The organism is Rariglobus hedericola (assembly GCF_007559335.1).
GTDB classification, from domain to species: Bacteria; Verrucomicrobiota; Verrucomicrobiia; order Opitutales; family Opitutaceae; genus Rariglobus; species Rariglobus hedericola.
Window position 1 is genome coordinate 961325 of record NZ_VMBG01000001.1, and the last position, 24843, is coordinate 986167.

Genomic DNA, 24843 nt, shown 5'->3' on the forward strand with positions numbered 1-24843 from the left:
CCGTGCTTCAGTTTTCCATTCCGCCCCGCCGCAGAACCCCGCTTCCCCATGGCCGTCCTTGCCCAGTCCTTGCTTGTGCGCTTCCTCGCAGCCTCGCTGCTCATCGCCAGCAGCGGGCTCTCTCTTCTTTCGCCAGTCTCCGCCGCTACTTGGCCCCCGGCCGCCAGTTCATACGACCAAGCCGTGCCGATGGAAGCGACCGTGACGGACGTTCCGCCGTCCATAGCCCTGAAATTTTCGCGCGCGGGAGCCTACACGATCTATCGTAAAGCCGCCAACGTCACCACGTGGGGTGCGGCGCTGGCCACTTTGCCTGCCAATTCGACGTCCTGGACCGACACCGCCGTGAGCACGGGTGTGCTCTACGAATACAAAGCCGTGCTCTCCGGAGCCAACACAGGAGTTTATTGGTCAAACAGCGCGCCGGTGGGCCACATCCTCAGCGGCATCAAAGTCGATGAGACCCAGCCGCGCGGACGCGTCGTCCTCGTGGTCACGAGCGATGTGCAAGCCGCCCTTCCAACCGAACTCGCCCAATTCAAATCCGACTTCGTGGCCGATGGCTGGACCGTTCACGAGATCTCCTGCACGCGCGTCGCCAAGTATGACGCGTATGGCGTCGACACCAATGGCGATGGTGTGGCCGACAGCGGTTTCCCCGCCGACCACATCGCCCTCCGCAACCAGATCATCGCGCTCTACAACGCGTATCCGGGCGAAGTTAAAAATGTCATCATCCTAGGGCGCGCCCCCGTCGCGCGCACCGGCATCGCCGGTATCAATCCCGACGGACATGGTGATCGTTGCACGCTCTCCGCCGACGCCTATTACGCCGATGTGAATGGCACTTGGACCGACACCGGCAACAATTTTGCCAACACCACCAACAGTATCAATAGACCGGGTGACAACCGGTTTGATCCGATCAACACTACTCAGACTGGACCCGTGGAGATGGGATTCGGCCGCATCGACCTGTCGAATAGCATCGTCTTCGAATACGCCGCCCTTCGCACCTATCTCCAGAAGCTGCATCGCTACAAAACGGCCAGCGCCGATTTTCAACCCGGCCGCAAGATCGCGATCCGCGACGGATATTCCAACGTTGACGAGACCGGCTGGTCCACCGGGCCCGCCGTTTCTGGATTGGTCAACGTGGATGCATTTAATCGGACCGATCTGCCTCTACCCGTTTCCGGTAATGATGCCGACCAAGCCTACTCGGCTCTCCATGGCCCCTATTTGTTTTACTTTAAAGGCGATGGCGCGCCGGCTTTCTCGCCCGGCGGCAAGGCAGTGTTCGTGACCGGTATGCAGAGTAATTGGGGCTATTGGTGGGAGACCCAAAACGCCATGCAGACGCAGCTCAGCGAGGACAATTTCACGCTCAGCGTAACTTGGAGTATCTGGGGCGTCCGTTATTTTTATCACCGCATGGCGATGGGATTGGATGCCGGTGACATGATGCGCATGAGCATCAACAACACTTCGCCCGTGACCGGAACCTACCAATGGGCCACCGACACATATGGCAACGGAGATTACTCCGGCTCGCTCTTCATGTCGCACATGGGCGATCCCACGCTTCGTCTATTCATGTTTGAACCGCCTTCCGATCTCGCGATCCGCAAGAACAACAATGCCCCCTTGCTGACATGGTCCGCTTCTCCCGCCACGGGCGTCATCGGCTATCATGTTTATCGAGCTTCGACCGCCGCCGGGCCATTTGTGCGCATCACATCCTCTCCTGTCGCCGCCACCCAATTTGTGGATTCAACCACAGCCACGGGCCCGGTGAGTTACATGGTCCGCGCCGTGCGCCTCGAAACCTCCGCCTCGGGCAGTTTCTACAACGCCAGCCTCGGTGCAGTCAGCTCAATCGATTTTGATGCGACACCCGCTGCGCTGCAGGTCCCAGGGACCACATTGCCTGACGCCCGCTGCGCCCAGGCTTATTCCGTCGCTCTTCCGGTGACGGGCGGAATCCCCGCCTACACGTGGACGCTCATCAGCGGCACCCTGCCGCAAGGCCTCACGCTCATCAGCAATGGCACGATTTCCGGCACACCCGTGCGCCAGGAAACCACCACTTTTATCGTCCGGGTCACCGATCTCGTCAACGTCTCTGCCGACCAGACCTACACCATCAACACGCTCTCCGAGCAGACGCTCGTGGTGCCGGCCACCATCAGCGCAGCCACCGTCTCCACATCCACCGGCACCAACTACAGTGGGTCCGACTCATTCCTCGTGAATAATCAGCGAGATGCCTACGTCCGCTTTGATCTGTCCACCGTGCCTTCCCGCAATGTGTATCTCCGTGCCCGGTTACGGCTCTTTGCTTCGCCGAGCACGGCCAATGGATATCCGTTTCTGGAAGCGGCGCTGCTCAGTGACAGCGACGATACGATGGCCGAAAACACGATCACCTACAGCCACTCTCCCGCCGTCAACGATGCCTTCATCACAGTCAGGACCGATACCCTTCCAACTCCCGGCGGGTATGTGGACATCGATGTGACGCCCCTTTTCCAAGAGACCCTCGCCAACGATCCCGCCCGTATTCTTGGACTGAAAATCTTCACCAAGACTGCGAACCAATCGCTCACGGTCGGTAGCCGACGCGCATTTGGCGATAACCAGGTGAGGCTCATCCTAGACGTCACCGACGCGCCCAAGATCACGATGACCAGCCCCGCCTCCGGGGCGGCATTCGCCCGCCCCGGCACGGGCTTGCAACTCCAGGCAAATATTAGCCCACTTTCGCCACGCACCGCCTCGCTTACTTGGTCGCAGGTGGCCGGCCCTGGCACGATCACTCTGGGCACCCCCGCCGCAGCGACGACCACGGCCACCTTTTCCACCCAAGGCGACTACACGCTCCGGCTTTATGCGGACGACGGCACATTGCGCTCGTCACGAGATATCGTCGTGCGCGTCTTCGATTCGACAGTGAAGGGACCGGTGTCCGGCCTGAAAATGCGCCTGCCTCTCGACGAGACCTTCGACACCATGGCCGGGGATGTTTCGGCAAACACTCCGGCCAACTCGGGCACCGTCATCGGAAACAACACATCATGGATGCCCGCGGACGGCCGGGTCGGCGGCGCACTGAACTTCACAGGCAGCGCTCAGCGTATTCAGATTCCGGATAATTCATCACGCCCCCTCGACGGAGACACCGCGATTTCGCTTTCGTATTGGATGTATATCAACGGCATCGATGCGACCACCCGTGCGATTCTCTGCAAACGCACGTCGGCGGGAGTTGGCGAATCCTACACGGTCACGCTCAGTAATCCCGCCAAGCTCACCGTGAATATCGGCACCTATGGGCCGACCAATCGCCTGACCAGCGCGACCACTCTCGTTGCAGGCCAATGGTATCATGTAGCCATCATTTTCGACGTGGCCCAGCGCCCTGCTGAACGGCTGAAGCTTTATCTTAATGGCATACCGGACAAGTTCCTGACGACCACCCAGACCGAGGTTCCTCGTTTCACCTCACCGCTCTATGTCGGCGGTTTCGACAGCACCAATGGTAACAGCTTCAACGGCCGCCTTGACGAGATCCGTATTTACAACCGCGGGTTGACTCCGGCCGAGATCACCGACCTCGCATCCGCTTCGCCTGTCAACCTGGCGCCGGTTCTCACGGGATCCTCCACCTTCACCGGAAACGTCGGTCAATCGCTCCCAATCATCGCCGGCGTAGTCGACGACGCCCTGCCCGGTCCTTCGCTCCTGATGAACTGGCAGCAACTGTCCGGGCCCTCCACCCTGTCGATCGCCAACGCGTTCTCCACCTCGACGACCGCCTTGGGCAGCACCGCCGGCACCTACGGCCTGCGGTTTACCGCAACCGATGGCGATGTCACCAGCTTCGTCGATTTCAGCGCCACGCTCGAAGGTCAGACTTACGCGGGGTGGGTGTCTGCCCACGGCTTGACCGGCTCGGACGCCGGAGAATCCGCGACCCCCGACAATGACGGCGTGCCCAACCTCCTCAAGTTCGCCACCGGCCTTGAGCCCGGCACATCCAGTTCGTCGGGACCCGCGACTGTCTCGACCACGAACAACCACCTCGTGATTGCGTTCAACCGCCTAAGTCCCGCTCCGCTCGACTACGTGGTCGAGGCCACTCAGGACCTCGTCGCATGGGAGCCAATTGCCACCCTTGCCTCCGGTTCCAGCACTTGGACCGGCTCTGCCAGCGTTACCGAAACCGGCACGGGCTCTCTGCTCTCCGTCTCCGTGACCGACCCTGTCGCCCTTATCGAACAACCCCGCCGCTTCCTTCGCCTCAGGATCACCTTACCCTAATAGTTCCGGGACCAAGCGCCTGGTAATTTACATCATTATTAAGCAGGCCTCTCGGTATTCGCGGCACCCCAGTGATCCCGCCCTGCTTCATATGCCAAGCCTTACGGCGCGTGCACAGCCACCGCTTGCTCGGCGATGTGGCGTTGTTCCACCTCTACCAAAGCCGCCTGCAGTCGGGTATTGTCCAAATTGTGACCGTTCGTGATCATATGAATCATTTCCTTGGGCGCGGTGACTTGATTGTAGGCGGCGTAGACACTGGTGGGCGGACATACCACGTCGACAAAGCCCACCCAAAAGTAACCCTTCGCCTTGATGCGTGGCGCGAAGTTCACCATGTCGAAATAGCGCGCCGCCTCCAACACCGCCGCCTCCGGCACGCCGTCCTTCACCGGGACAATTTTTGGCCATCCGGCAATCCGTCCTGCAACCATGCCGCTGTGATCGCACATCGCCGTGATGATTGCCGTATAAAATGTCACGCGTGGATCGAGCGCGGCGCCGGCCATGGACTGCGCGCCGCCTTGACTGCCTCCCTCGATGATCAAGGTGCGTCCATCCCACTCGGGTTGCGCGGCGAGAAAATCCAGCGCCCGCTGGACGCGCAGGAACATCCCCAAGAAATACCAGGTGTCCCGTGACTCGCGTCCTTCGACCCGGTAAAGTTTCAGTGCGCCCTTGGTCAGCTCGTCATAGAATGCCTCGGGCTTCGCGTTGGGAATGCCGTGAGCATTGATTGCGAGAGATATCACATCCCGGCGCGCCCAGTCTTTCGCTTGGAATAAATGGGCGCTGCGCACGCCCGCCCCGTCCACATACAGGCGGGCCGGGTAACCGCCGGCGCGACCGGACGCAGGCCGTGCGTAATAGCCCGACACCGGCGCACCCACGCAGTCAACCTGCACGTCGAAGGCCTCGATGTGCGCGTCTTGTTCGTTCGCAAGCGGCACCGGTGTCAGTCGGCTTTTCAACGGCACGGCCGCGAGGCGTTTTTTCTGGGTGGTCCAAAACGCATCGAAATCATCCGGACAGGGCAGGCTGGGCTTGATCTGCATCGGCTCGATCCCGGCAGCGGCCATCGCGGTGTGCGTGACGTCGCCCTCGACCACCGTCACCTTGCACTGGAGAAAACCCGGCTCATCCAGCGACCCCGTCACAGTGGCGTGTCCATCTTTGAGGGATAGAGTGCCTTCGCGCACGGGTGCCACGCCGTCTTTCGAAACGCGCCAGTGGACTTCGCGCGGAAAGGACGCCGCGGGTTCGGTCGTGGTGTTCTTCCACTTGATTTCAAACGACACCGTTTCTCCCCGGCGATACAGGGCGTCGGGCCGGTCCGTGGTCACGGAAAGCTTAGAGGAAAAAGGTCCGCCAAAAGCAGCGAGAGGAAACGCGAGGAGAGACATTAAAAGCACAGTGGTTTTCATCGGACGGAGAAGGACGCAAGGGGCGGACGCGCACGGCGGCGCAGGTCGGCCGCATCGTCCGGTCGGAGCGCGGGCGGAACGAAGCCGGCAGGCGCCTCATCCGCATTGAAAAGCGACTGATACCAGACACATGCTCCCAGATACTTGCCTGCCGGGCCGAGGTGCTTGGCGTCGAGCTCCAATTTGGGTCCGCCCTCGGCATCCATTTTCCAATACCAGCCGGCATGCAGGCTGGCTTCCTGTCGCGGCAGCATTCCCTGCGGCGGGTCATCGAAGTTAAACGCCGGATCGGGCGCATACGTCCAACGCGAGTTTTTACGCGCTCGCGCAAACGCATCACCGACCGGGATCACCCGGAACCCCGTTTGCCGGGAGATCGCGAGATACGTCTCCCTGATCTGCGCTTGCATGCACTCCTGCGTGAAGCTGGGGTCGAGTTGAAACCATGGATGATCGTCGCGATACGACCATGTAGAGTGGAAAACGATTTCCGCCGAGGGCGCATGGCGGCGGATGGTTTCGATCAGTTGCTCGACGCTCGGCTGGAAGGACTCGAGCTTATGGCTAAGCTCGCTGAATTGCTGGAGCGTGACCACGTCCCACCGCGCCGCGGTCAGTGCCTCCTGGAGGGTGGCCGCACACGGCCCGCCGGTGCGCGGATCGATAAAATCCTTATAAGCCCGTCCGACGGCATCCCCCGCCTCGGCCAGCCCCAACCACCTGACATGAGCCTCGAACGAGGCTCCGCCGACGTTGGCCTTGCCGAGCACAAGGCGCTTCCCTCCAGCGGAAGCGAGCGCAGGCAGGTATTCGGTGGCATTGTCCGAAAAACTATTCCCAATCGTCAGGATGCTGATGCTTTCACGCGGCTGTGCATGCCGTTCACTCCGGGGCGGCTGATTGTTCGCGCAAGTATTCATCGCAAAAAAGAAGGGAGGTGCCGGCGAACGGCGCCTCCAGTCGGGCCTTTGGGCTTATTTCACTCCCTCGAAGACGTAGAGGAAGATCGCCGCCGGCGGCAGGCCTTTCTTGTCGCCACCGGTCGTCTCGTTGATTTGCCAGGCGCCGTTTTGGTTAAACTGCGGCTGTCTCGGGTTAAGTGACAAGGATTCGATTTTAACCTCCTCCGAAGTAATATTATTCGCACGCGGATTACCTGCGAGCTTGTGGAGGCTGATCTTAGCGGCCGACTTGAACGGCAGCTTGAGGGAGACCGCGGAATAGCCGTCCCCGAAATCGATCCCGTGTGCCTGGCCATCGATCTTGCGCGAGAGCACAAAGACCGACCATCGGTCACCGTCCCGCATCGCATACACGCCAACCAGCGGAATCTGGGCCGTGGTCTCTTTGCCCTCGGTGTGCTCTATGGTCGGCAGTTGCACAGTCTCGACCTTCATGAGCGCACCACTGGCGAACCTGTTGCGCAGGGTCATCGCAAGCCAGGAGATATGTGGACGAAATCCATCCGATCTCATGGTGTGACTCGACCAATACTGGCCTTGCTGGAAACTGAAGTAGTTCTGATACGTCCAACCCTGCAGGTAACTGCCAAGCCAAGCGTCAAGCGATGCCACCGCCATCGCCTGTGATTTACCATAACGTTCAGCTGATTCAACGAGGCCGGGTATCTTGCGTGTTTCACGATCGATCGAATACCCGCTGGGGCCCCCTTCATAAGCGATCAAGTCGTAAACAATGCCCTTTTGAGCCAAAAGCTTTTGGGCTTCGAAAGTGCGTTCCTGACTCGCCTTCACGCCAATCTGATAGCCCATGATGGTCGCGAGCAACCCATCGTTATCGAAGGTGGCCAATGGCTTGTCTCCCGTTTCCCATTTAGGACCGACGTAGTTCGCCCGACCGACATAGGCAGCCTGCGAAGTGCGTTGGATGGCCTCCTCGCCGTAGCCACGAGCCATGCCGTGCTCCACGCGGCCGGAATAATTGCTGCCTAGGTTAAACTTAATTTTGCCGTCGAGCTTTGCCTTATTCCACCAAGGACTGCTCTTGATCTGGGTGATCAGGAAATCGGCGAACAATCCGTATTCGGGTCCGCCTCTGTGCACTGCTCCCAATGTTGAAAAACCGATCCAGTCGTCAGGCTTTCCGTTGTGCCAGGTCTCGTTGCCCAGCTCCACAATGACCTCGCGAAATTCATCCGTCCAAGGCGTGCCGTTGCCGCCGCGCTGCAAGGTGCGTTTGTAGGCCCAAGGCTTCGTCTTCGGCGTGTCCGTCTTCGCATCGTAAGGCGCGGCCATGTATTCGACAAAGTTCAGCCAGTCCTGCTCATCGTGCAGGATATGCTGCATGACGATATGCGGCATCATGCGCGTGCTCGGGCTGTCGCCTGTCGCAAAATCAAACAGGAGTTCCTGCGGGAGCGACAGGTCCTTGTTCTGGCTGGTGATTGACGTGCGCCAACCCGGGTTGAGCTGGCTGCTGGGATGCAGACTGAGCAGCGAGTCCATGGTAATGTCCCGCTCAAGCACCCAGATGCGGTGCGTGCCTTTTGGCCCCGTCGCGGGCTGGGACGCCACCAACGCTGCCAGCATGTCCGGATCGGGCACATAGGGGAGCTCCAGCTCCTTGGGCGAATCGAAGCGAAAGAGCCGGCTGTTATCCATCCAGAGCTTGCCGGGGCCCGTGAATGAAAAGGCCGGGCCGTAATGTCTGGAGCCCACGGGACGCGCTGGAGCGACGAAATCATAAGTGTATTTTTTCCACATGCCATCGACCGTGAACGCGCTGCGAATCCCCGCATGTCCCGAAGTTTTTTCCGGATTGATGAAAAACGTCACCTTGCCGCCGTCGCCGAGTCCTTCCTGCCGCAGCCAAACCTCGAGGCGGTAATTTTTTCCCGGCTCGAGTTGTGTGTAGTAAAGGCTCTCCTTGTCTTGATCAGGACCGATGAAACGGGTCTGGCTCATGGTCGTCCGGCCCGCGGTGGGTTCGATCAACAACGCCGAGTCGCCCGGCTCGATCATTCCTGCGGGAGGTTGTCCATTGTAAGAAGAAAACGAGAGTTTGGTGTCCTCCGGCTTGAGGGTCCAAGGCCACTGGGGACGCACTGAGGCATTTGGCAACGAGCGCACACGGTTGTGAACCCAGTCCATGTTAAAATCAGCGAGGTCTTTTTCGAGCACCACGTAATCGAACTCCTTCAGTTCAGGGGAATCCGCAGAGAGATAGACGCGGTTCGGTTTTTTCCCCGGCGGAGGGGCATCCACAACCCACCCACCCTTGGGGAATCCTTCTTTTCCTTCAGGAATCACCGTGGTGGAGCCAACCAGAATGACGTGAGCGCCCGCTGGAATCTCCTTGAACATCTTTACGCGTCCATTGTCGGCCACCTCGAGGGCGCCGCCCGCTTTGTCCACGATCCGATAGATGCGAACCTTTGCCCCGCTCAGGAAGCCATCGGCCCAGAGTTTATACCACGAGGTGCCGCCAGGCGAATCCAGCTCGAAGGAGCGATCTTCGACTTTCACCGCGCGGTGCATGTTCTGCCACACCGGACGTTCATTGCCGGCATTGACGATGTAGTTTCCAGCCGCGGCTTGGACTCCGCGTCCACCAAAATCATTGGCTCCGAGCGGCGGGACTTTGTCCGCGGGCCGGGCGACTTCAGTGGTGACGACGATCTTGGCTTCAAGAGTCACATTGGATTGGGCATGGCCCGCCGTTATGGAAAACGCCAAGGCGATGGCCGCGACGGGAAATGACAACGAATGCTTCATGGGGGGGGTAAAAGTGGGAGTCCTGCACGCAAAAGGCGTATCGGTTCCTGCCAGCAATTCACTGCCGCGCCAGGCTCGCAAATCCTCCGTTTCGGGACCGTCCCGTTTTAGCTTTTTCAGAGGCCCGCCGTTGTGTTGGGGACTGGTCCCGCCTGCATGAAATTGAGATCAGCGTTAAAGCCAGCCCCAATGTGCCCGCCCTCTTCTATGCCGGCCTAGGCCGGGCGGGACCTGCGCAAAAAAACGTCACGCACCTCGTCCGCATTCTTCCTTCAGATTTTTCCATGAGCACACCTCCCACCAAACGCCTGCTGATTCGCCTCGATGACGCCGGTCTCAATCTCGATACCAACCGAGGGATCGAAGCCGCCGCCCGCACCGGCCCCGGTCGCTCCGTGGGCATCATGGCCTGCACGCCCGCTTTTGAAGACGCCGCCCGCCGGTTGCGCAACCTGCCCCGCCTCGCGATCGGTGTTCACCTGACGCTCAACTCCGAATGGACCAACCTCCGTTGGGGTCCCGTTCTTCCCGCTTCAGACGTTCCCTCATTGGTCGATGAAGAGGGATTCCTTCCCCTGAATCACCAACTCTACCGCAACCGCCCCCCGGTCATTGCCGAAGTCATCGCAGAGCTTCGTGCGCAAATTGCGGCGGTGCGCGCCGCCGGCCTCAAGCCTTGCTACGCCGACGAACACATGGTGTTCGCCTCGATCAGCCCGCAACTGGCCCAACCTATTCGTGAACTGCTCTCCGATGAGGGCCTGTTTTATGCCCGTGACGCTCGCCTACTCACTTTCAAGCCGGAGGACAGACCCGCCGGATCGCGGATGTCCGCTTGGTGCCAGGCACTCCACGCCGCGGCGCCTGGCGACTATCTCTTGGTTACTCACCCTGCCTGTGCAGGTGAGGAACTCGCTGGCCTCACCCTGCCCGGTAAACCACCGGGAGAAGCCGCCCTGTCACGTATCGACGAATACACTGCGCTATCGGATCCGGAACTGGCGCAGGGCCTGACCACGGCAGACGTGCGCCCCATCACTTACCGGGACTTACAACAGGCTTGAGACTATAAGGGCTGATCCGGTTAGCGTTTTCCGGGCATGGACAAGATACCCGTGCTACGGCCACAAGCATCCTGCCAGTGAGAGCCTGTTCAATGCCAAGTGCCTTAGGGCTAGAAAATCGGGACAGGTCCCGAAGTCATTCGTTTGCACTCACAGGTCCTTGGGTCGCCCTTTTAAAAGGTAACGCCAAGCCCATCATTGTCACATCGCCATCGCTTCGTCTTTATATTCCCCGTGTCTGACGCCCCTACCATCCGTGACCTTGCAGATAAACTGGGACTTGGAAAATCCACCGTGCAGCGTGCTCTCGCGGGGCTTTCAGGTATCTCTCCCGCCACCGCCAGGCGGGTGCAGGCGGTGGCCGCGGAAATGGGCTATCGCCCCGATCCACTTTTCTCCTCGCTCGCTATGCAGCGTTCCCGGTCTCGGCGGCACACCTTGGAGATCGCCTACCTTCGTAGCTCCAATGCTCGGGGCGGTCTCAACCCCTTCGAACAGGTAAAAGCCCACGCATTCCCCCTCGGTTATGATGTCCAGATGATCGACCCGGAGGCTCTGGGTGTCGGCAAACGCCTGATGAAGGTGCTTTATCATCGCGGCAATGTCGGTGTCATTGTTGCACCGGTTAATCCCTCATGCCATGAGGCCATTCTGGCCAATACCCAGCTGCCGGTGGTGTGTTGCGGACGGATCGACCCGCTTCCCCTGCACACGGTGCAACCCGATATCACCGATCATGTGCGCGTGGTCTGGCGACACATCCGCGCGGCCGGTTATTCCCGAATAGGCCCCGCCATCGCCCAGCATACGCCCGCCGTTGAAGACGATATAGACCGCCTCGGTGCGGTTCTCGCCTGCCAGCTGGAGCTGCGCACAAAAGATCGCATCCCTCCGCTGCTCACCCCGCTTCCCGATCACGCTTCTCTCGTCGCGTGGTTCCGCCGACACAAGCCCGACGCCATCTTGGGTTTTTCAGCCGGGCAATATTATGCCCTCAAGCAAGCGGGCATCGACATGTCCCGGATCGGCTTCGCCTCTCTGCATGCCTCGCACGACGTCTACACCGTTAACATAGCCGGCACCGAGGAGCTCAATGACTCGGTCGCCCAAGAGGCAGTGCATCTCTTGGATCAATTCATCCGACGCCGCGCCGTCGGCCTGCCTCGCGAGCCCCTGCATCTGCTGATACCCGGCCGTTGGAAACCGGGCTCGAGTCTGCCCAACAAGGCCCGACGTAACCTCGCGTCCGCATAATTTCTCAAGCTTGCCGGAGTCCCTGCCACGAGGGACAGGTCCCGAATTGTGGCGGTTGTCCCGCCTGATGTTCTCTCCTGAAGTAGCGGGGTTTTACCACCCTTGCCACCCCGGCGCGCCCAGCCAGTTCTGGCTGTGTGCGTGAACCCGAGCAATCCGCCTCCGCCCCTGCCCTCTGCCTTACGCCGGACCTTTTCATGAGTCTCCCCCCCGCCGCGCCCTTCCCCTCTGGTCACACCGTTACGCGCAAGCGCGGACAACAAGGCTTCGCGCTGCTGATTACTATCACCCTTCTGTCGTTTCTGGTGCTGCTGCTCGTGTCACTGGCGAGTCTCACGCGAGTGGAAACCCAAGTGGCGAGCAACAGCATTCAACTCGCACAGGCCCGCCAGAATGCCCTCATGGGCCTCCAGATCGCCCTCGGTGAATTGCAGAAACATGCCGGCCCCGACCAGCGGGTGACCGCGCCGGCGACCGCTGTGTATCCAAAAAAAGATGTCACCACCGCCACGGGGGAACTCTTCGACAAATACCGCGCACGCGCCGTCACTGCCGCGCACAATACCTACCTCACTCCTGCTGAACGTATCAATTGGGAAACAGACCTGCGCGCGTGGTGGAACACCGGCAATCGCAATCCTTATTGGACTGCCGTTTTCGACAGCAGCCTGCGCCGTGACGGCCAGACAAGCTCCAGTCAATACGGGGAGCCGAAGCGCAACCAACTTCCGGTATGGCTCGTCAGCGGCAACGAGCGCCTTGGCTTCAATCCGCGAATCGACACGACCTATCCCACGGGTTACTTCACGCCTGACGTGGACGTGGCCACCCTCGCGCCCACGGCCGACGACATCATCAAACTCGTCGACAAGACCGGCCCCGCCGCAGCTGATTCGGTGGACGGCATGAGCGGACGTGTGCAGGTGGTCCGCCAGCCGGTCAGCGATCCCTCCAACAACACGCTCGGCCACTACGCGTATTGGGTGGCGGACGAAAGCACCAAGGCCAACTTCTCGGTCCGTGACCCTTATTTCAACAACAACGACCCAACCTCCGTAGATTATCGCAACCGGCTCCAAGTGCCCCAGCGCGTCGGCTGGGAGAGGATAACGGGTTTCGATACCTCGGGCAGCACCGTGGCGTTGAACGATCCCGTCTTCGAAAAGGCCCTCGTCCACCAACAACTGCAGCTGATCGACCCGAATTTCACTGCGCCCGTCAAAAATAATTTCCACCATCTCACCACCTATTCGCGTAGTATTTTAACGGATACAGTAATCGGCGGTCTTAAAAAAGACCTCACCGTCTTCTTCGAAGGCACCGGCGCGGGCATTAATCCAACCGATCCGATATTTGACCGATCGCTCTACGCATCCAACGATCCACGCTTCGGCACCTCCAATGCCGGGTTTCCCAAGATCGCCTCCGCAACCAATATCCCAACATGGGGCGAAGCGAAGGAGTGGTTCGACAGCACCGCAACCGGCTTCGCGGGGACGGTGCCGGTAACCCGCGGTCGTGCACCAATCCTCGCGAACTTCCAGGTTTTTTATGCGTTCACTCACGAAAATGGCGTGATCCAAATGCACATGCTGCCCTGCGTGGTTCTCTGGAACCCGTTTGATGCCGGTCTCTCCTCCACCACCTATCGTCTGAAATGGAGGCACAATTTCGCCTATGCCAATTTTGGCGTCGCAACCCAAGGCATGGCCGACCCGACGCCAGCAGACGCCACCGACGGCACGGCCATCACGGATAGCAGCAACGTCAAGCACCTCGTGCACAAGCTTCAGGGGATGGACTGGTTCGATGGCAGTGCATCCAATTTCAAGACATTTTACGCGAATTTCTCTGCCGCGAATCCATGGAGCTCGATCACCGGCCCCGCCTATCGATTTGCCCCTTTTGATCGCGGCCCCTCCGCCGCCGCCAATGCTTACGCACCAGCGCCCTCGGATCCGAACAGCACTTGGGTGACCTATGAGTTCACCACTTCGTTCGAAGCGGGACAGGCGAAGATATTCACAGTCGGTTCTTCCCAAAAAGTGAGTGCCTCTGACCTCCATGCAGGCACTCAGGTCGTGCAACTCCTCAACGACTTCGTTCCTGATTTTCCCGCCTCATACTATTTCGATGTCGCGCGGATTGTTGATCCTTCCGGCACCGGAACGGCCACGCCGTCGTCCTCCAACACGGTGCGCGTCTATGCCACGCAAAGTCCGATCGCCAGTCCCACCGTCATGTCGATGCAGCTCTCGACCAAAGGCGGCGACCTGCTCTGGCGCAACGAGTATAACGGAAATCCAGGCAATCCGGCCCACAGCGTCAGAACGAATCCGGGCATGGTTTACGATCAACCGTCCACTTGGCGACTCCTACGTGATCGACACCAGTGGGAAATCACACCCAAGGGAACGGTTTCGAGCGGGGATCCCGCATCTGCAGTGATTGGCATAACACGCGGCCGCCTCGAGCCGTTTTCGGTCAGTCAAAGCAGCTTTTACGGCAGCAGCCAAGGCACCCGTATGCAGGCATCCACCCTCTTTGTGCGTGCGTTTTCGCTCTACAACATTGCCGCACCGAGTCTCGACCTGAATACCAAACTCGAAGGATCTCGTGCAGGGGCGTCCACAAATAACACCGACAAGTTCTCTCTCCTCCAATTGATGCGAGGTGAGTCAGGGGAAAAAGCAGCTTGGGACATCGACCAATCTCAAGTCACGGGTGCCGACACCGAAGGGTTTGCGCTTATCTCTTGGACGATTTCGAACGGGCTCAACAATGACGGGCTCAACCGGCTGCCCCTTCGTCAGGTCAAACGCGCGAGCGCTCGCTTGCTCTCCTTGGGGCAGCTCCAGCAAGCCAATCTGTCTCCCCTCGCGTGGGAACCTGCATTTCCGGTCGGAAACAGCGAGGCCTCCCCTTACGTCGACCGGGCAAGGATCGCCGGCATTGAATCCTACCCCGTCGGCAGTGCGACCAGCTCCACATTTTCAGCCGACACCACCTACTATCGCCCGCAGGGCATCTTGCCAAACGACAGCCAAAACCGCGGTCTAGATAACTCTTACCTGCTCAACGAAAGCCTGTGGGACGGCTACTTCCTCTCTAGCATACCGCAATCAGGCAGCCTCGAACTCGACAACTCTCAGCCGCTCCCTAATTCACGTCATCGTTTTTCAAATACCAACGGGCTTACAACGGGCGACGTCCGCGATTTCAACACAGGCGCGGCTTATCTAACCAATATCGGCGCGCTCAACGTCAACTCCACTTCGGTGGAGGCTTGGAAAGCCCTGCTCATCGCCTTCCGTGGTCTCAGCTACGCATCGGATGACCGCACTGGAGCCGCTGTTGCTGCGGCCATTCCCATTTCACGCACGCTTGATCCTCTAGGCGGCAACGTGGAATTCACTTTCTCAGGAAAAAACAACGCGAGCATTGCAGCTGTCTCCACTCATCGGAACTACACCAAGCTTTTCACCGGATTCCGGTATCTAACGGACAGCATGATCCAGGCGCTTGCCGAACGGATCGTGGACGAAGTGCGTTTGAGAGGCCCATTTTATTCCTTGGGCGATTTTATCAATCGGCGCTTGGTGGCCCCTGAAGGGGCCTACACGTCCGGATCAACATGGCAGACCGCTCGCACCAGTAATCAAAACCCCGCTTATGCCACAGATGGTGTTCACACCTACGGCAACGGCGGCGGTTCGGCTTACAATTCCTTTGTCGGTCTTGCGGGCCTCAATGGCGCTTTGCAACGAGCTATCAATGTTTCCGGCATCAACGGCGGTATCAATTATCCAATCTCGCCCGTCGATAATAACGACCGGGTTTTCCGTTTCGAGCTCGATCCCACCAAGCTCAACAATGCCACCAACATCCCAATGGAGGTTCTGCCGCAGGTAGGTCACTATCTCGATACCGAGCACTTGGCCGGCGCCCCTATCGGTGAGGCGGGATCACTCATGTCACATGCCCCCGGCTTTGTTACCCAAGCCGATATTCTTTCGATGATTGGCCCGGCCCTCACCGCCCGTGGGGACACCTTTCTCATTCGCACCTACGGCGATACCCTCAACCCTGCCACCGGTGAAGTCACCGGACGGGCGTGGCTTGAGGCGGTCGTTCAACGCACCGTTACCCCGGTTACCCCGGCTGCCGTCACCGGAGCCGACCGGTTCAAACCTAACGACGCATTCGGACGACGCTTTGTCGTCGTTTCAATGCGCTGGCTCTCGCCCGAAGATCTCTGATCCCCATGAAAACGACCCTGCTATTCTGCCTCCTGTCGGGAATTCTGGCCTGCCCTCTGCCGCAAGAGGTCCACGCTGCGGAGCCGCCTGTGCTGCGCGAAATCTGCGCATTAACCTTGGGCGATACCCCGCCCCCCCTCTTCTTCTCCGTCCAAGGTAAATACCAACCGTTTCTCGTCGGAAATATCGAGCGTGGCCCTGCGAACAAAGTTCCCGTCAAGGACGCCTTGATTCTATTCCGCCAGGCAGTCGATGCCGAGGGGAAAACGGCTATGATGGCTATGGTCAGCGTGCCCTTGCCGGCGGCTCCTGGTCCGTTGCTGCTTGTGTTTTTCTACGACCAGTCCGGTCGCACCACGTATCGCCTCATCGAAGACGCTTCTTCTCTTTATGCCGCGGGAACGGTGCGTCTCATCAACCTTTCGTCCGAACCCGTTTACTGCAAAGTAAAGGAAAACATCCTGACTCTGGCGTCACAAGCGTCATCCGTCGGCGGCTCTGGATTGGTGGACGGAAAGTCCTTTGAGTTCGCTTACGGCGTTATGCAGCCGGACGGGATGCTTTTCAAGTCACCAGTCAAAAGACTTCGCCTGCCGCGGGAGGATATGCGCCTCCTGATTCTCTTCGCCTCTCGTTACGAGCAGCGCGATGGCCAGCCTCCGCTACTCACTGTTCGTGATGCGCGGATTTATGATGTGGTGCCGAAAACACCTACCCCCGCTCTCGCCCAAGTGTCCTCCCGACACTGATACCCCTCTTCGCCATCGTGCATACGCCACTTTCTGTGGGGTGTGCACGATGGCTTTGCCCACCCCAAACCCCCAAAAACATGAACATGATGAAACGAAATCCCGGCCTTCTTGTAGCCGCGGTGCTCGCCCTCACCTGCGTCACCTCGCGCAGTTTTGCCCAGACCGTCACCGTCTTCAGTGACAGTTTCACCTCGGCCTCCGCGTGGACCCTCACGGCGCCCGCCGGCCTCATCGGCTCCGCCGCCAACGGCAAAATTCGCATTCGCGATGGCAACGGCACGCTAGGCACGACTGCCTCTGCTCGTTATGCTCAATATGCCAAGACCGCTGCACTCACCGCCTCCGGGGCCTACAATCCCGTTCTCCGGAACAGCACCGCCGATCTCGAGTGGTATTTCGCCTTCACCAATTCCTTCGGCACGAGCACGGCCACTCCGCTCGCTGGCGTCGTCACCAACTCCGCAGGCGACGCTCAAGGTTTTGTAGTCGCCGCCTCCAATTCCGATTTCCGCAACGCTGGTGTTGGCTATGCGGTCACCGTCTCCGACAACAAGCGCTTATCGCTAGTCCGCTATTCCGGCGGCCTCGCGGGCACGGTGACCTCTTTGATAACCTGGACCACCACTACTCCGAGTGACACAGGGCTCTCCAATGTCGGAGCGAAGACGATCGTCGTGCGCCTGCGTTATGTTCCCGCGACCGAGCAATGGACGCTCTCCGGTGCTGCCATCGACTCGGGTAACGCCTACACCTACCCCTTCCCCGATCCGATCACCACGACCTACACGGCGGCCGACACGCAATCGGTCATAGATGGAACGCACACGGGGCAATCATTGGGGAATTTGGGCCTGACCGTCAGCTCCGACAATTCCGCTCCTCAGATCTATCTCGACAACCTCACGCTGCGCACCGTCGCCAGCTCCCTGCCTGTCGAAGTGCCCATCTACACCGATTCATTCATCAACACCGCATCTTGGACCAGCGTGCGCCCCGCCACCGGCTTTACCGCCGGCGTCGCCGGTGATCCCGATCCAAAATATCGCATCCGTGACAGCGGCACCCCGGGCACGACTTCCGCGGATCGCTTCGCCTACGCCCGCTTTACCAATGGCCTTCAGACCTCCTCCTCTGGCGGCTTTAATCCCACCTTGAGGAACGCCCTCGCCACGCAGATTCAGTGGTCGTTCGCCTTCGGCGGCAACCTCACCAACCTCACTAGCAATAACCTCGGTGGTAATCCGGTGAACGGCAGCGGCGACGCCATGGGCGTGGTCATCGCCGCATCCGACCCTGATGTGCGCTCCGCCGGCTCTGGCTATGCGGTCGTCGTGGCAGAGAACCGCCTGAAGTTCATCCGCTACACTGGCGGTCTTGCCGGCACTGTCACCGAACTGCTCGGATGGACTGCCGCCGACGCCTCAACAGGCAGTCTCCACGCAATCGGTAACCGTGCCGTCCATTGTGTGCTAACTTACACCCGGGCGACTGATACCTGGCAGCTCAAGGCCGGCGCCACCACCGCCAATCTCTACAGCGGCATCCTGCAGCAGCCTCGCGAGGCCGCCTACGATCCTACCACGATTAAGTCCGTCGTGGACGCCACGTATGTGACCACCGCCCTGCCCCAACTCGCGCTCTTCGCATCCACCGACAACACCGTGGGTCAGTATATCTACGACAATCTCGGCCTTTACATGACCGTGCCCAAGGCGTTGACCGCAACGCTCAATCTCACCCAGACCACCGGTGGCACGCTCAATACCGCCGCCACCACGACCTATGAGGTGGGCTCTCGCGCGGTCCTTCAAGCCACACCGGCAGCCGGCTATTGGTTCCGCGGCTGGACAGGCGGCGGCAATCCGCGCGCAAATCCGCTCCCCCTTACATTCAGTGGGGACCTCAGCCTGCAGGCCGTCTTCGAACCTGTGCCTGCGCCCGCCATGGCCGTCGGCACCAATCTCACCCAACCCAAGGACTGGGTTTCAAACTACCCCTTCACGGACCTATTCTCTCAGATGCGGGTCTGGTTGACCGCCACTCACGATGGCAGCGGTGGGGCCTTCGCCACGGGGTTTAGTGCCGAGATTCCAGTCAACGCCGATGGCTGGCCCACTCAAGTCCCCTTTCTGAGTTCCACCGGCGTTCTTCAGGATGTTCACACCCTCCTTACTGCAGGGCTGCCAGAAAGCGGCACCTACCTGCTTACGTGGGAAGGCGAAGGCACCTTCAAAATCGATGTTCAGAACAATCAGGTCGGAGGAACTCGCTACCAGGCAACCCTCACGCCCACATCCACCAAGCCAGGGACATTCCATGGAGACAGACGCGCGATCTTAGCTATTCGCATCACCAGTAGTAATCCGGCCAATCCGCTGCGCAACATCCGCATTATCCGCCCCGGCTACGCCACGACTTATACAACCGACAGACTTCATGCCGGCCTTCAAAACAGGCTCGTCGAGTTCGGCTGCAGCGCCTTGCGCTTCATGGATTGGGGCGGAACCAATGGAAGCGAGCTGATCACTTGGAGCCAGCGCACCCGACCCGCCACCTATGTCCAGACAAGGGACGTAGCCTTCGAGCACATGATCACCACGTGCAATCTTCAACAGGCTGACATGTGGGTCTGCGTGCCACACAAGGCCGACGACACGTTCATCACCAACCTCGCCCGTCTGATCCGTTACGGTAGCGATGGCGTTAATCCCTACACGTCCGTCCAGACCAATCCTGTTTACCCACCGCTCGACCCAGGACTGCGCGTCTTCATCGAATACTCGAACGAGACTTGGAACACGGACTTCGCCCAGACCAGTTATGCTATCACGCAAGGCACCGCCCTTGGCTACGGCGTCAATTCAGGAGACAAGTTCGTCGCCCATCGCTCCGCGGAGATTTGGACGCTTTTCGATGCGGTCTTCACTGGTCAATCCAATCGCGTAGTCCGGGTTCTCGCGACCCAAGCTGCCAACACCGTGGTCACCACCCGACGCCTTGCAGCCCTGTCCGATCCCGCCATCAATCCCAACTTGGCTTGGCCGGACGTGCTCGCATTCGCGCCTTACTACGGAAAAAACTATACCCCCACCGATATTACAGCTAACGGCTACCCAACCGAGGCCGATCTGGAAGCCGTTGCTGATTCCAGTATCGAGGTGCAACGCACTCAAACCGCTGCGCATTGGAACATGTGCCGCTCGGCCGGCCTCCAGTTGGTCTGCTACGAAGGTGGCCAGCACTACTCCGGTCGTTATGCGGCCCTAAGTGACTCCACGCTCTCCGCACGCTTCCACGATTATTTCGTGAGCCCGGCGATCTACGACGATTATTTGAACTATATGGACATGCTCAAAGTCGGGCACGTCTCGCTGTTCGTGCACTTCGCCTTCATCCAGCGCTACGACCCCACAAAGGCCGCTTGGTGGACGATTCTTGATGAACTTGATACGCCGACGAACCAGTCGCCACGCTATCAGGCACTCCTTGATTGGATGGCGGCCAATCCCACGCCCTAATCAGAGATCGGGAAAAAAGCCTCCGTCGCTTCATCAGCCCCCGGCGCCCACCCGCGCCGGGGGCTTTTTTATCCTAAAAGAAGCAACACGAGATTACTGGGGTCGGGCTGGGAGTATTCAAATAAAGCTGTAGCCGTATTGAGGTGGCATCGATGTCCCACCCATGTTCCGACGGACGGATCACCGAGACGGGTAGCCCTACCGTTGAAAAGAAGCTTCGCGTTGGAAACCACGGGCGGACCTGCATCGAATCGGACCGAGTAGTGTCAGGGGAAAAGCGACCGGCCCAGCGGCCCGTGCCGCCAGGGTCAACGCCAGCCCACCTTATAAATTCACTTCTGATCACACCGCCACCGGAACCGACGGATCCGCCTCATCCCGCGCCCGTGTCAGAAGACATCAAACCAGCTAAACGACAAAGGCGCCGCATGCATGCGGCGCCTTCACTTAATCGGGCTTATATATAGTAGCTGGAATCTTTAGAGCGGGTGCGATTAACGACGGCGCCTCCAGTATACGGTGCCGACGAGACCGGCCAATCCGGCAATGAACGCATAAGTAGACGGTTCAGGAACGGCCGAAGTGGATACAATTTGAATCGAGTTGAGGAAGCCTCGCAATTCCTGTCCACCTCCGGCAGAGGCAATATTGAGGTAGTCTCCAGAGGTTAATGAAATGGATAGTTTTACGTAGACACCGTCTTCCGTCCACGTCGTCGGGGAACTTGTGCTCGAATAATTCAGCGACTTGTTGCTATAGCCGCTGAAATCGAAGTTCCCGGCCGATGAAGAAACGCCTGCATACAACGCCTGACTGTATACGGTGGTGCCGGTGGCATTGGTGTTTCGAGCCGAAATGTAAATGTCATAGCTGCCCGCAGCGAGTCCGCCTACTTGAATGCCGGTGCTACTTGTGCTGCCAGCAGTGCCAGAAAAAATAGCGTCCCTTCCCACGGAAGGAGACGTGTAAATGCCGCCGCCAACCGTCGTTCCCAAGGCAGAGCTTGTAGCAGGCTGAGTTGCCAAGTTTATGGTGGTAGAGGTCGTTGACACGACACTGCCGAGGTTAATCGAGACTCCTGTAGCCGACGTGCCATCGGACCAATTCAGGCTGCCTGTCGCTATATCGACTTTTTCCACTTGATTCCAAAAGGTCCCCGTGAACGCCGTATCGGCTGAATGATAAGGGCTGTTTGTAAGCGAAGCGCCGCTGACTGGGGTCGGGCCGAAATCAATCATTAAGACCTGAGAACAAACAAGGGACGGAGCTGCGAGCGCACAAGCGCAGCATGAGAGGATGACGGGGAGTTTCATGTGATTATGGGGCGGAACCGGGCTAACGAAGGTGAAGCCCGATTGGACACTCGGATTACCTGATAACCATTCATCGACCAGTAAGCGGAGAACAACGGCCCCAATTCGGGACCTGTCCCGTATCGGCGGGACGGGTCCCGATAGGGCAAAATTGAGGCCGCCCGATCGCTGAGCCAATGTCATCAAAACACCGCCCATGAGTTTTGCGCGTTCCTGACGCCCGCGTCGTTGAGCGTGCCCTTCATGCCTTGCCGCAGCCGGCGTGCCCTTAAGACCCGTCGCAAGCTCTGCTGAACTGTCCTCCGTCCCTTTTTCATGCCCACATCCCCGTCCCTCCCGTCCCAACGCCCCGCGCCTGACCAGCGCCGCTTTAAGAACGCCGCCATCGAGGCGTTGATCACGGACGTTTCGAGCGCCATCGCCGACCCCGAACTCGCCTGGCTGTTCACCAATTGCCTGCCCAATACCCTCGATACCACGGTCGATCACCGCATCGACGAGAAAGGATCGCCCGATACCTATGTGATCACCGGCGATATTCCCGCGATGTGGTTGCGCGACTCGGCCGCTCAAATCTGGCCCTACCTCCCGCTCGCCCGCACCGATATCGCGCTGCGCTCCTTAATCGCCGGCGTCATCCGCCGCCAGACAGACGGCGTTCTACTCGATCCTTATGCCAACGCCTTTTATCGCGAGCCAGTCTTGGGCGAGTGGAAAGACGACGACACGGAGATGCGCCCCGGCGTCCATGAGCGCAAGTGGGAGATCGACAGCCTCGCCTACTTCTTGCGCCTTTCACACGGCTATTGGGCCGCAACCGGGGATGCCTCGCCTTTCGATGAACACTGGCGACACGCTGTCGCCGCGGTGTTCTCCGTCATTCGAGTGGAACAGGCCTCGGGCGACCCTGATGGCAACGTGCGTTCACCCTATTCATTTGTGCGACCGGGGCAGGCGCATGAGTCCCTGCCTTGCGATGGCTACGGCCTTCCCAGCCGGACCTGCGGATTGATCCGCTGCGGATTCCGCCCGTCCGACGACCGAGTCGCATACCCCTTTCTGGTGTCCGCCAATGCCATGATGGCGGTCTCCCTGCGCAACCTCTCTCTGCTGCTCGATGCCCTCGCCTGCGCCGAACTTGCGACCCAAGCGAAGGCTCTCGCGACGGAAATCAACCGGGCGCTGGATATGCATGCCGTCGTCCAACATCCGAGCCATGGCGAAATCTGGGCCTACGAAGTCGACGGGCTTGGGGGCATCAATCTCATGGACGATGCCAATATTCCCTCGCTCATCTCCCTGCCTTATTTCGGCTTTTGCGCAAAGGATGACCCCCGTTACTTGCGCACGCGCGCCTTTTTGTTGAGCACCGACAATCCTCAATACGTCGCCGGCAAAGCCGCCCGTGGAATCGGCGGCCCGCACACCGGCCCGGGCACGATCTGGCCCATGGCCCTCATCATGCAGGCCCTCACCGCAACGGAAGACACGGAGATCCTTGAATGTCTTCGTTATCTCAAAACCACCCATGCCGGCACCGGGTTTATGCACGAATCGTTTCACGGCGATGATGCCCACCGCTTCACCCGTCACTGGTTCGCCTGGGCCAACACTCTTTTCGGCGAACTCATCGTCACTTTGTATCACCAGCGCCGGCACCTTCTGGCATCCCATCCCGCGTAAGAAACGCTCTCTTTGAGGCCTCCATGAACACCTACAACCATCCAAAATCCCTGCCCCGATCCAACGCCTGCACGCTTCGGATCAACGACCATCCTGTTGAAGTGCTTTCCACGGGCGTGGCCGACTTCGCCCTTTGCGCTCTCGCCCCGTCCGATTTTCCCGCTCGCGTGGAAATCACATCGGTGCAGCCCGTATCCGCAGTTACATTACGCCCGCTTTCGAAAAAACTGATCGCCTCCGTCGAAGGGAAAACCGTGCGTTTTATTCTTCACAAACCGGAGAAGCTCTCGGTTGATTTCGCGCGAAGCCCCAAACCGCTCTATCTTTTTGCCCAGCCACCCGAGACCAATCCACCTGAGCCTGGCGCACCCGGCGTCATAACCTTCCCAGCCGGCCAGATCACCGAGTCACCGCTGCTTACCCTTCAGGACGATCAAACACTCTACTTGCCGGGCGGCTCCGTTTTCAAAGGACGGATTCATGTCAAGGGGAAGCGAGGCATCCGCCTGTGCGGTCATGGCATCTTTGACGGCTCATTTTATTCCAAGGAAGCGGGCGAAGGATTCCCTTCCATCATTCTCGAACGCTGCCCTGGCGTGCTCATCGAAGACCTCACGATGATACGTCCCCAGTCATGGATGCTCATCTTGGCCGCCTGCGTTGGTGCCAGCGTCCGCAACCTCAAACAGATCGGAGAAGTCATGAACTCCGACGGCATCGACATTCTCGGATCACGCGATGTCCTCATCGAGGACTCCTTCTTCCACAACAACGACGACTGTATCGTCGTGAAGGCCTTCGAACTTGGGAGAAAAGGCGCCGGTCCCATTCAGATCGATGGACGCGAAAACGTCGAAAATGTCCTGGTTCGTAACTGCACCCTCGCCAACTGGCAGGGAGGCAATGCCATGGAGATTGGTCATGAACTCTCCGTTGAGCACGTGCGTGGAGTTACTTTTCGTGATATCGACGTGCTTCACGTCCACGGGACAGGAGCCGTCTTCTCACTCCATAACAACGACCGGGCTCTCATCGAAGATGTTCTCTTCGATGACATCCGGATTGAGCACTGCTACGACAAATTGATCGACTTCCGCATCTCGCGCTCGCGTTACAGCACCGATCTCGAACGCGGTCGCATACGTAATATCACCCTCCGGAATATCCACTGGACACGCACGCCTTACAATCTCGGCTACACCGTGTCGCTCATCGGCGGATGGGATGCCGAACATACCATTGAGAATGTAATCATAGAAAATTTTATCATCGATGACCGCACTGTGCTCCACCTCGACGAATTGGAAATCAACACCCGTCACTGCCACGGGCTTCAACTTGTTCGGGAAGCCTCAAGTGACATCCTCAAATCGGGCGGTATTTAGTCTTAGCCAGCCCTAGACTGGTCCGGACAACTACTCAAAAACCGCGATGCCCATCTAGACGAACCTTGATGCGAAAGGACCGTGTCCGGTCGCCCGCATTTCGGTGTCGCCGCAGAGGAGCCATGCGACTCTAA

The 24843-nt window shown here is 59.2% G+C and carries 12 protein-coding genes; 8 read left to right on the forward strand and 4 right to left on the reverse strand.

Annotated elements, in window-relative coordinates:
- Positions 1-48: 48 nt before the first annotated feature.
- On the forward strand, positions 49-4323 hold the full coding sequence (locus FPL22_RS04285) for a LamG-like jellyroll fold domain-containing protein (RefSeq protein WP_144228865.1): 4275 nt from the start codon (positions 49-51) through the stop codon (positions 4321-4323).
- 101 nt (positions 4324-4424) lie between these two features.
- Here the strand turns inward: FPL22_RS04285 and FPL22_RS04290 are convergent, their stop codons facing one another.
- The 3 genes from FPL22_RS04290 to FPL22_RS04300 form a co-directional block, all read right to left on the reverse strand.
- Positions 4425-5666, reverse strand: a complete 1242-nt coding sequence (locus FPL22_RS04290; RefSeq protein ID WP_162525186.1) for an acetylxylan esterase — start codon at positions 5664-5666, stop codon at positions 4425-4427.
- A gap of 77 nt (positions 5667-5743) precedes the next feature.
- Entirely contained in the window at positions 5744-6667 is a 924-nt protein-coding gene (locus FPL22_RS04295) for a DUF4886 domain-containing protein (protein WP_144228867.1), read from the reverse strand.
- 54 nt (positions 6668-6721) lie between these two features.
- Complete coding sequence (locus FPL22_RS04300) at positions 6722-9481, reverse strand: hypothetical protein (RefSeq protein WP_144228868.1); 2760 nt, start codon at positions 9479-9481, stop codon at positions 6722-6724.
- Between the two features lie 284 nt (positions 9482-9765).
- Here FPL22_RS04300 and FPL22_RS04305 point away from each other — a divergent pair, with 284 nt between their 5' ends.
- The 5 genes from FPL22_RS04305 to FPL22_RS04325 all read left to right on the forward strand — a co-directional run bounded on the left by FPL22_RS04305 (position 9766) and on the right by FPL22_RS04325 (position 20328).
- A complete protein-coding gene (locus FPL22_RS04305) occupies positions 9766-10545 on the forward strand; it encodes a carbohydrate deacetylase (RefSeq protein ID WP_144228869.1) in 780 nt (259 codons plus the stop codon).
- A 234-nt stretch (positions 10546-10779) separates the two neighbouring features.
- On the forward strand, positions 10780-11799 hold the full coding sequence (locus FPL22_RS04310) for a LacI family DNA-binding transcriptional regulator (RefSeq protein ID WP_162525187.1): 1020 nt from the start codon (positions 10780-10782) through the stop codon (positions 11797-11799).
- A 197-nt stretch (positions 11800-11996) separates the two neighbouring features.
- Positions 11997-16058, forward strand: coding sequence for a hypothetical protein (locus FPL22_RS04315; protein WP_144228871.1), 4062 nt, complete (start codon positions 11997-11999; stop codon positions 16056-16058).
- Between the two features lie 5 nt (positions 16059-16063).
- A complete protein-coding gene (locus tag FPL22_RS04320) occupies positions 16064-16807 on the forward strand; it encodes a hypothetical protein (RefSeq protein ID WP_144228872.1) in 744 nt (247 codons plus the stop codon).
- A gap of 86 nt (positions 16808-16893) precedes the next feature.
- A complete protein-coding gene (locus tag FPL22_RS04325) occupies positions 16894-20328 on the forward strand; it encodes an InlB B-repeat-containing protein (RefSeq protein ID WP_144228873.1) in 3435 nt (1144 codons plus the stop codon).
- Between the two features lie 494 nt (positions 20329-20822).
- Here FPL22_RS04325 and FPL22_RS04330 read toward each other — a convergent pair whose 3' ends face one another.
- Entirely contained in the window at positions 20823-21641 is an 819-nt protein-coding gene (locus tag FPL22_RS04330) for a PEP-CTERM sorting domain-containing protein (RefSeq protein WP_144228874.1), read from the reverse strand.
- A gap of 315 nt (positions 21642-21956) precedes the next feature.
- Between FPL22_RS04330 and FPL22_RS04335 the strand changes: the two genes are divergently transcribed.
- Together FPL22_RS04335 and FPL22_RS04340 are read left to right on the forward strand one after the other, a co-directional pair.
- Positions 21957-23324 (forward strand): glycoside hydrolase family 125 protein, encoded by a 1368-nt coding sequence (locus FPL22_RS04335; RefSeq protein ID WP_144228875.1) that lies wholly within the window; start codon positions 21957-21959, stop codon positions 23322-23324.
- A gap of 23 nt (positions 23325-23347) precedes the next feature.
- A complete protein-coding gene (locus FPL22_RS04340; protein ID WP_144228876.1) occupies positions 23348-24709 on the forward strand; it encodes a glycosyl hydrolase family 28 protein in 1362 nt (453 codons plus the stop codon).
- Positions 24710-24843 lie beyond the last annotated feature (134 nt).

Excerpts from the sequence above, each read along its gene's own strand:
- FPL22_RS04315 (WP_144228871.1), top strand. The coding sequence starts at position 11,997 with ATGAGTCTCCCCCCCGCCGCGCCCTTCCCCTCTGGTCACACCGTTACG.
- FPL22_RS04285 (WP_144228865.1), top strand. The coding sequence starts at position 49 with ATGGCCGTCCTTGCCCAGTCCTTGCTTGTGCGCTTCCTCGCAGCCTCG.
- FPL22_RS04325 (WP_144228873.1), top strand. The coding sequence starts at position 16,894 with ATGATGAAACGAAATCCCGGCCTTCTTGTAGCCGCGGTGCTCGCCCTC.
- FPL22_RS04305 (WP_144228869.1), top strand. The coding sequence starts at position 9,766 with ATGAGCACACCTCCCACCAAACGCCTGCTGATTCGCCTCGATGACGCC.
- FPL22_RS04300 (WP_144228868.1), bottom strand. The coding sequence starts at position 9,481 with ATGAAGCATTCGTTGTCATTTCCCGTCGCGGCCATCGCCTTGGCGTTT.
- FPL22_RS04295 (WP_144228867.1), bottom strand. The coding sequence starts at position 6,667 with ATGAATACTTGCGCGAACAATCAGCCGCCCCGGAGTGAACGGCATGCA.
- FPL22_RS04335 (WP_144228875.1), top strand. The coding sequence starts at position 21,957 with ATGCCCACATCCCCGTCCCTCCCGTCCCAACGCCCCGCGCCTGACCAG.
- FPL22_RS04320 (WP_144228872.1), top strand. The coding sequence starts at position 16,064 with ATGAAAACGACCCTGCTATTCTGCCTCCTGTCGGGAATTCTGGCCTGC.
- FPL22_RS04330 (WP_144228874.1), bottom strand. The coding sequence starts at position 21,641 with ATGAAACTCCCCGTCATCCTCTCATGCTGCGCTTGTGCGCTCGCAGCT.
- FPL22_RS04340 (WP_144228876.1), top strand. The coding sequence starts at position 23,348 with ATGAACACCTACAACCATCCAAAATCCCTGCCCCGATCCAACGCCTGC.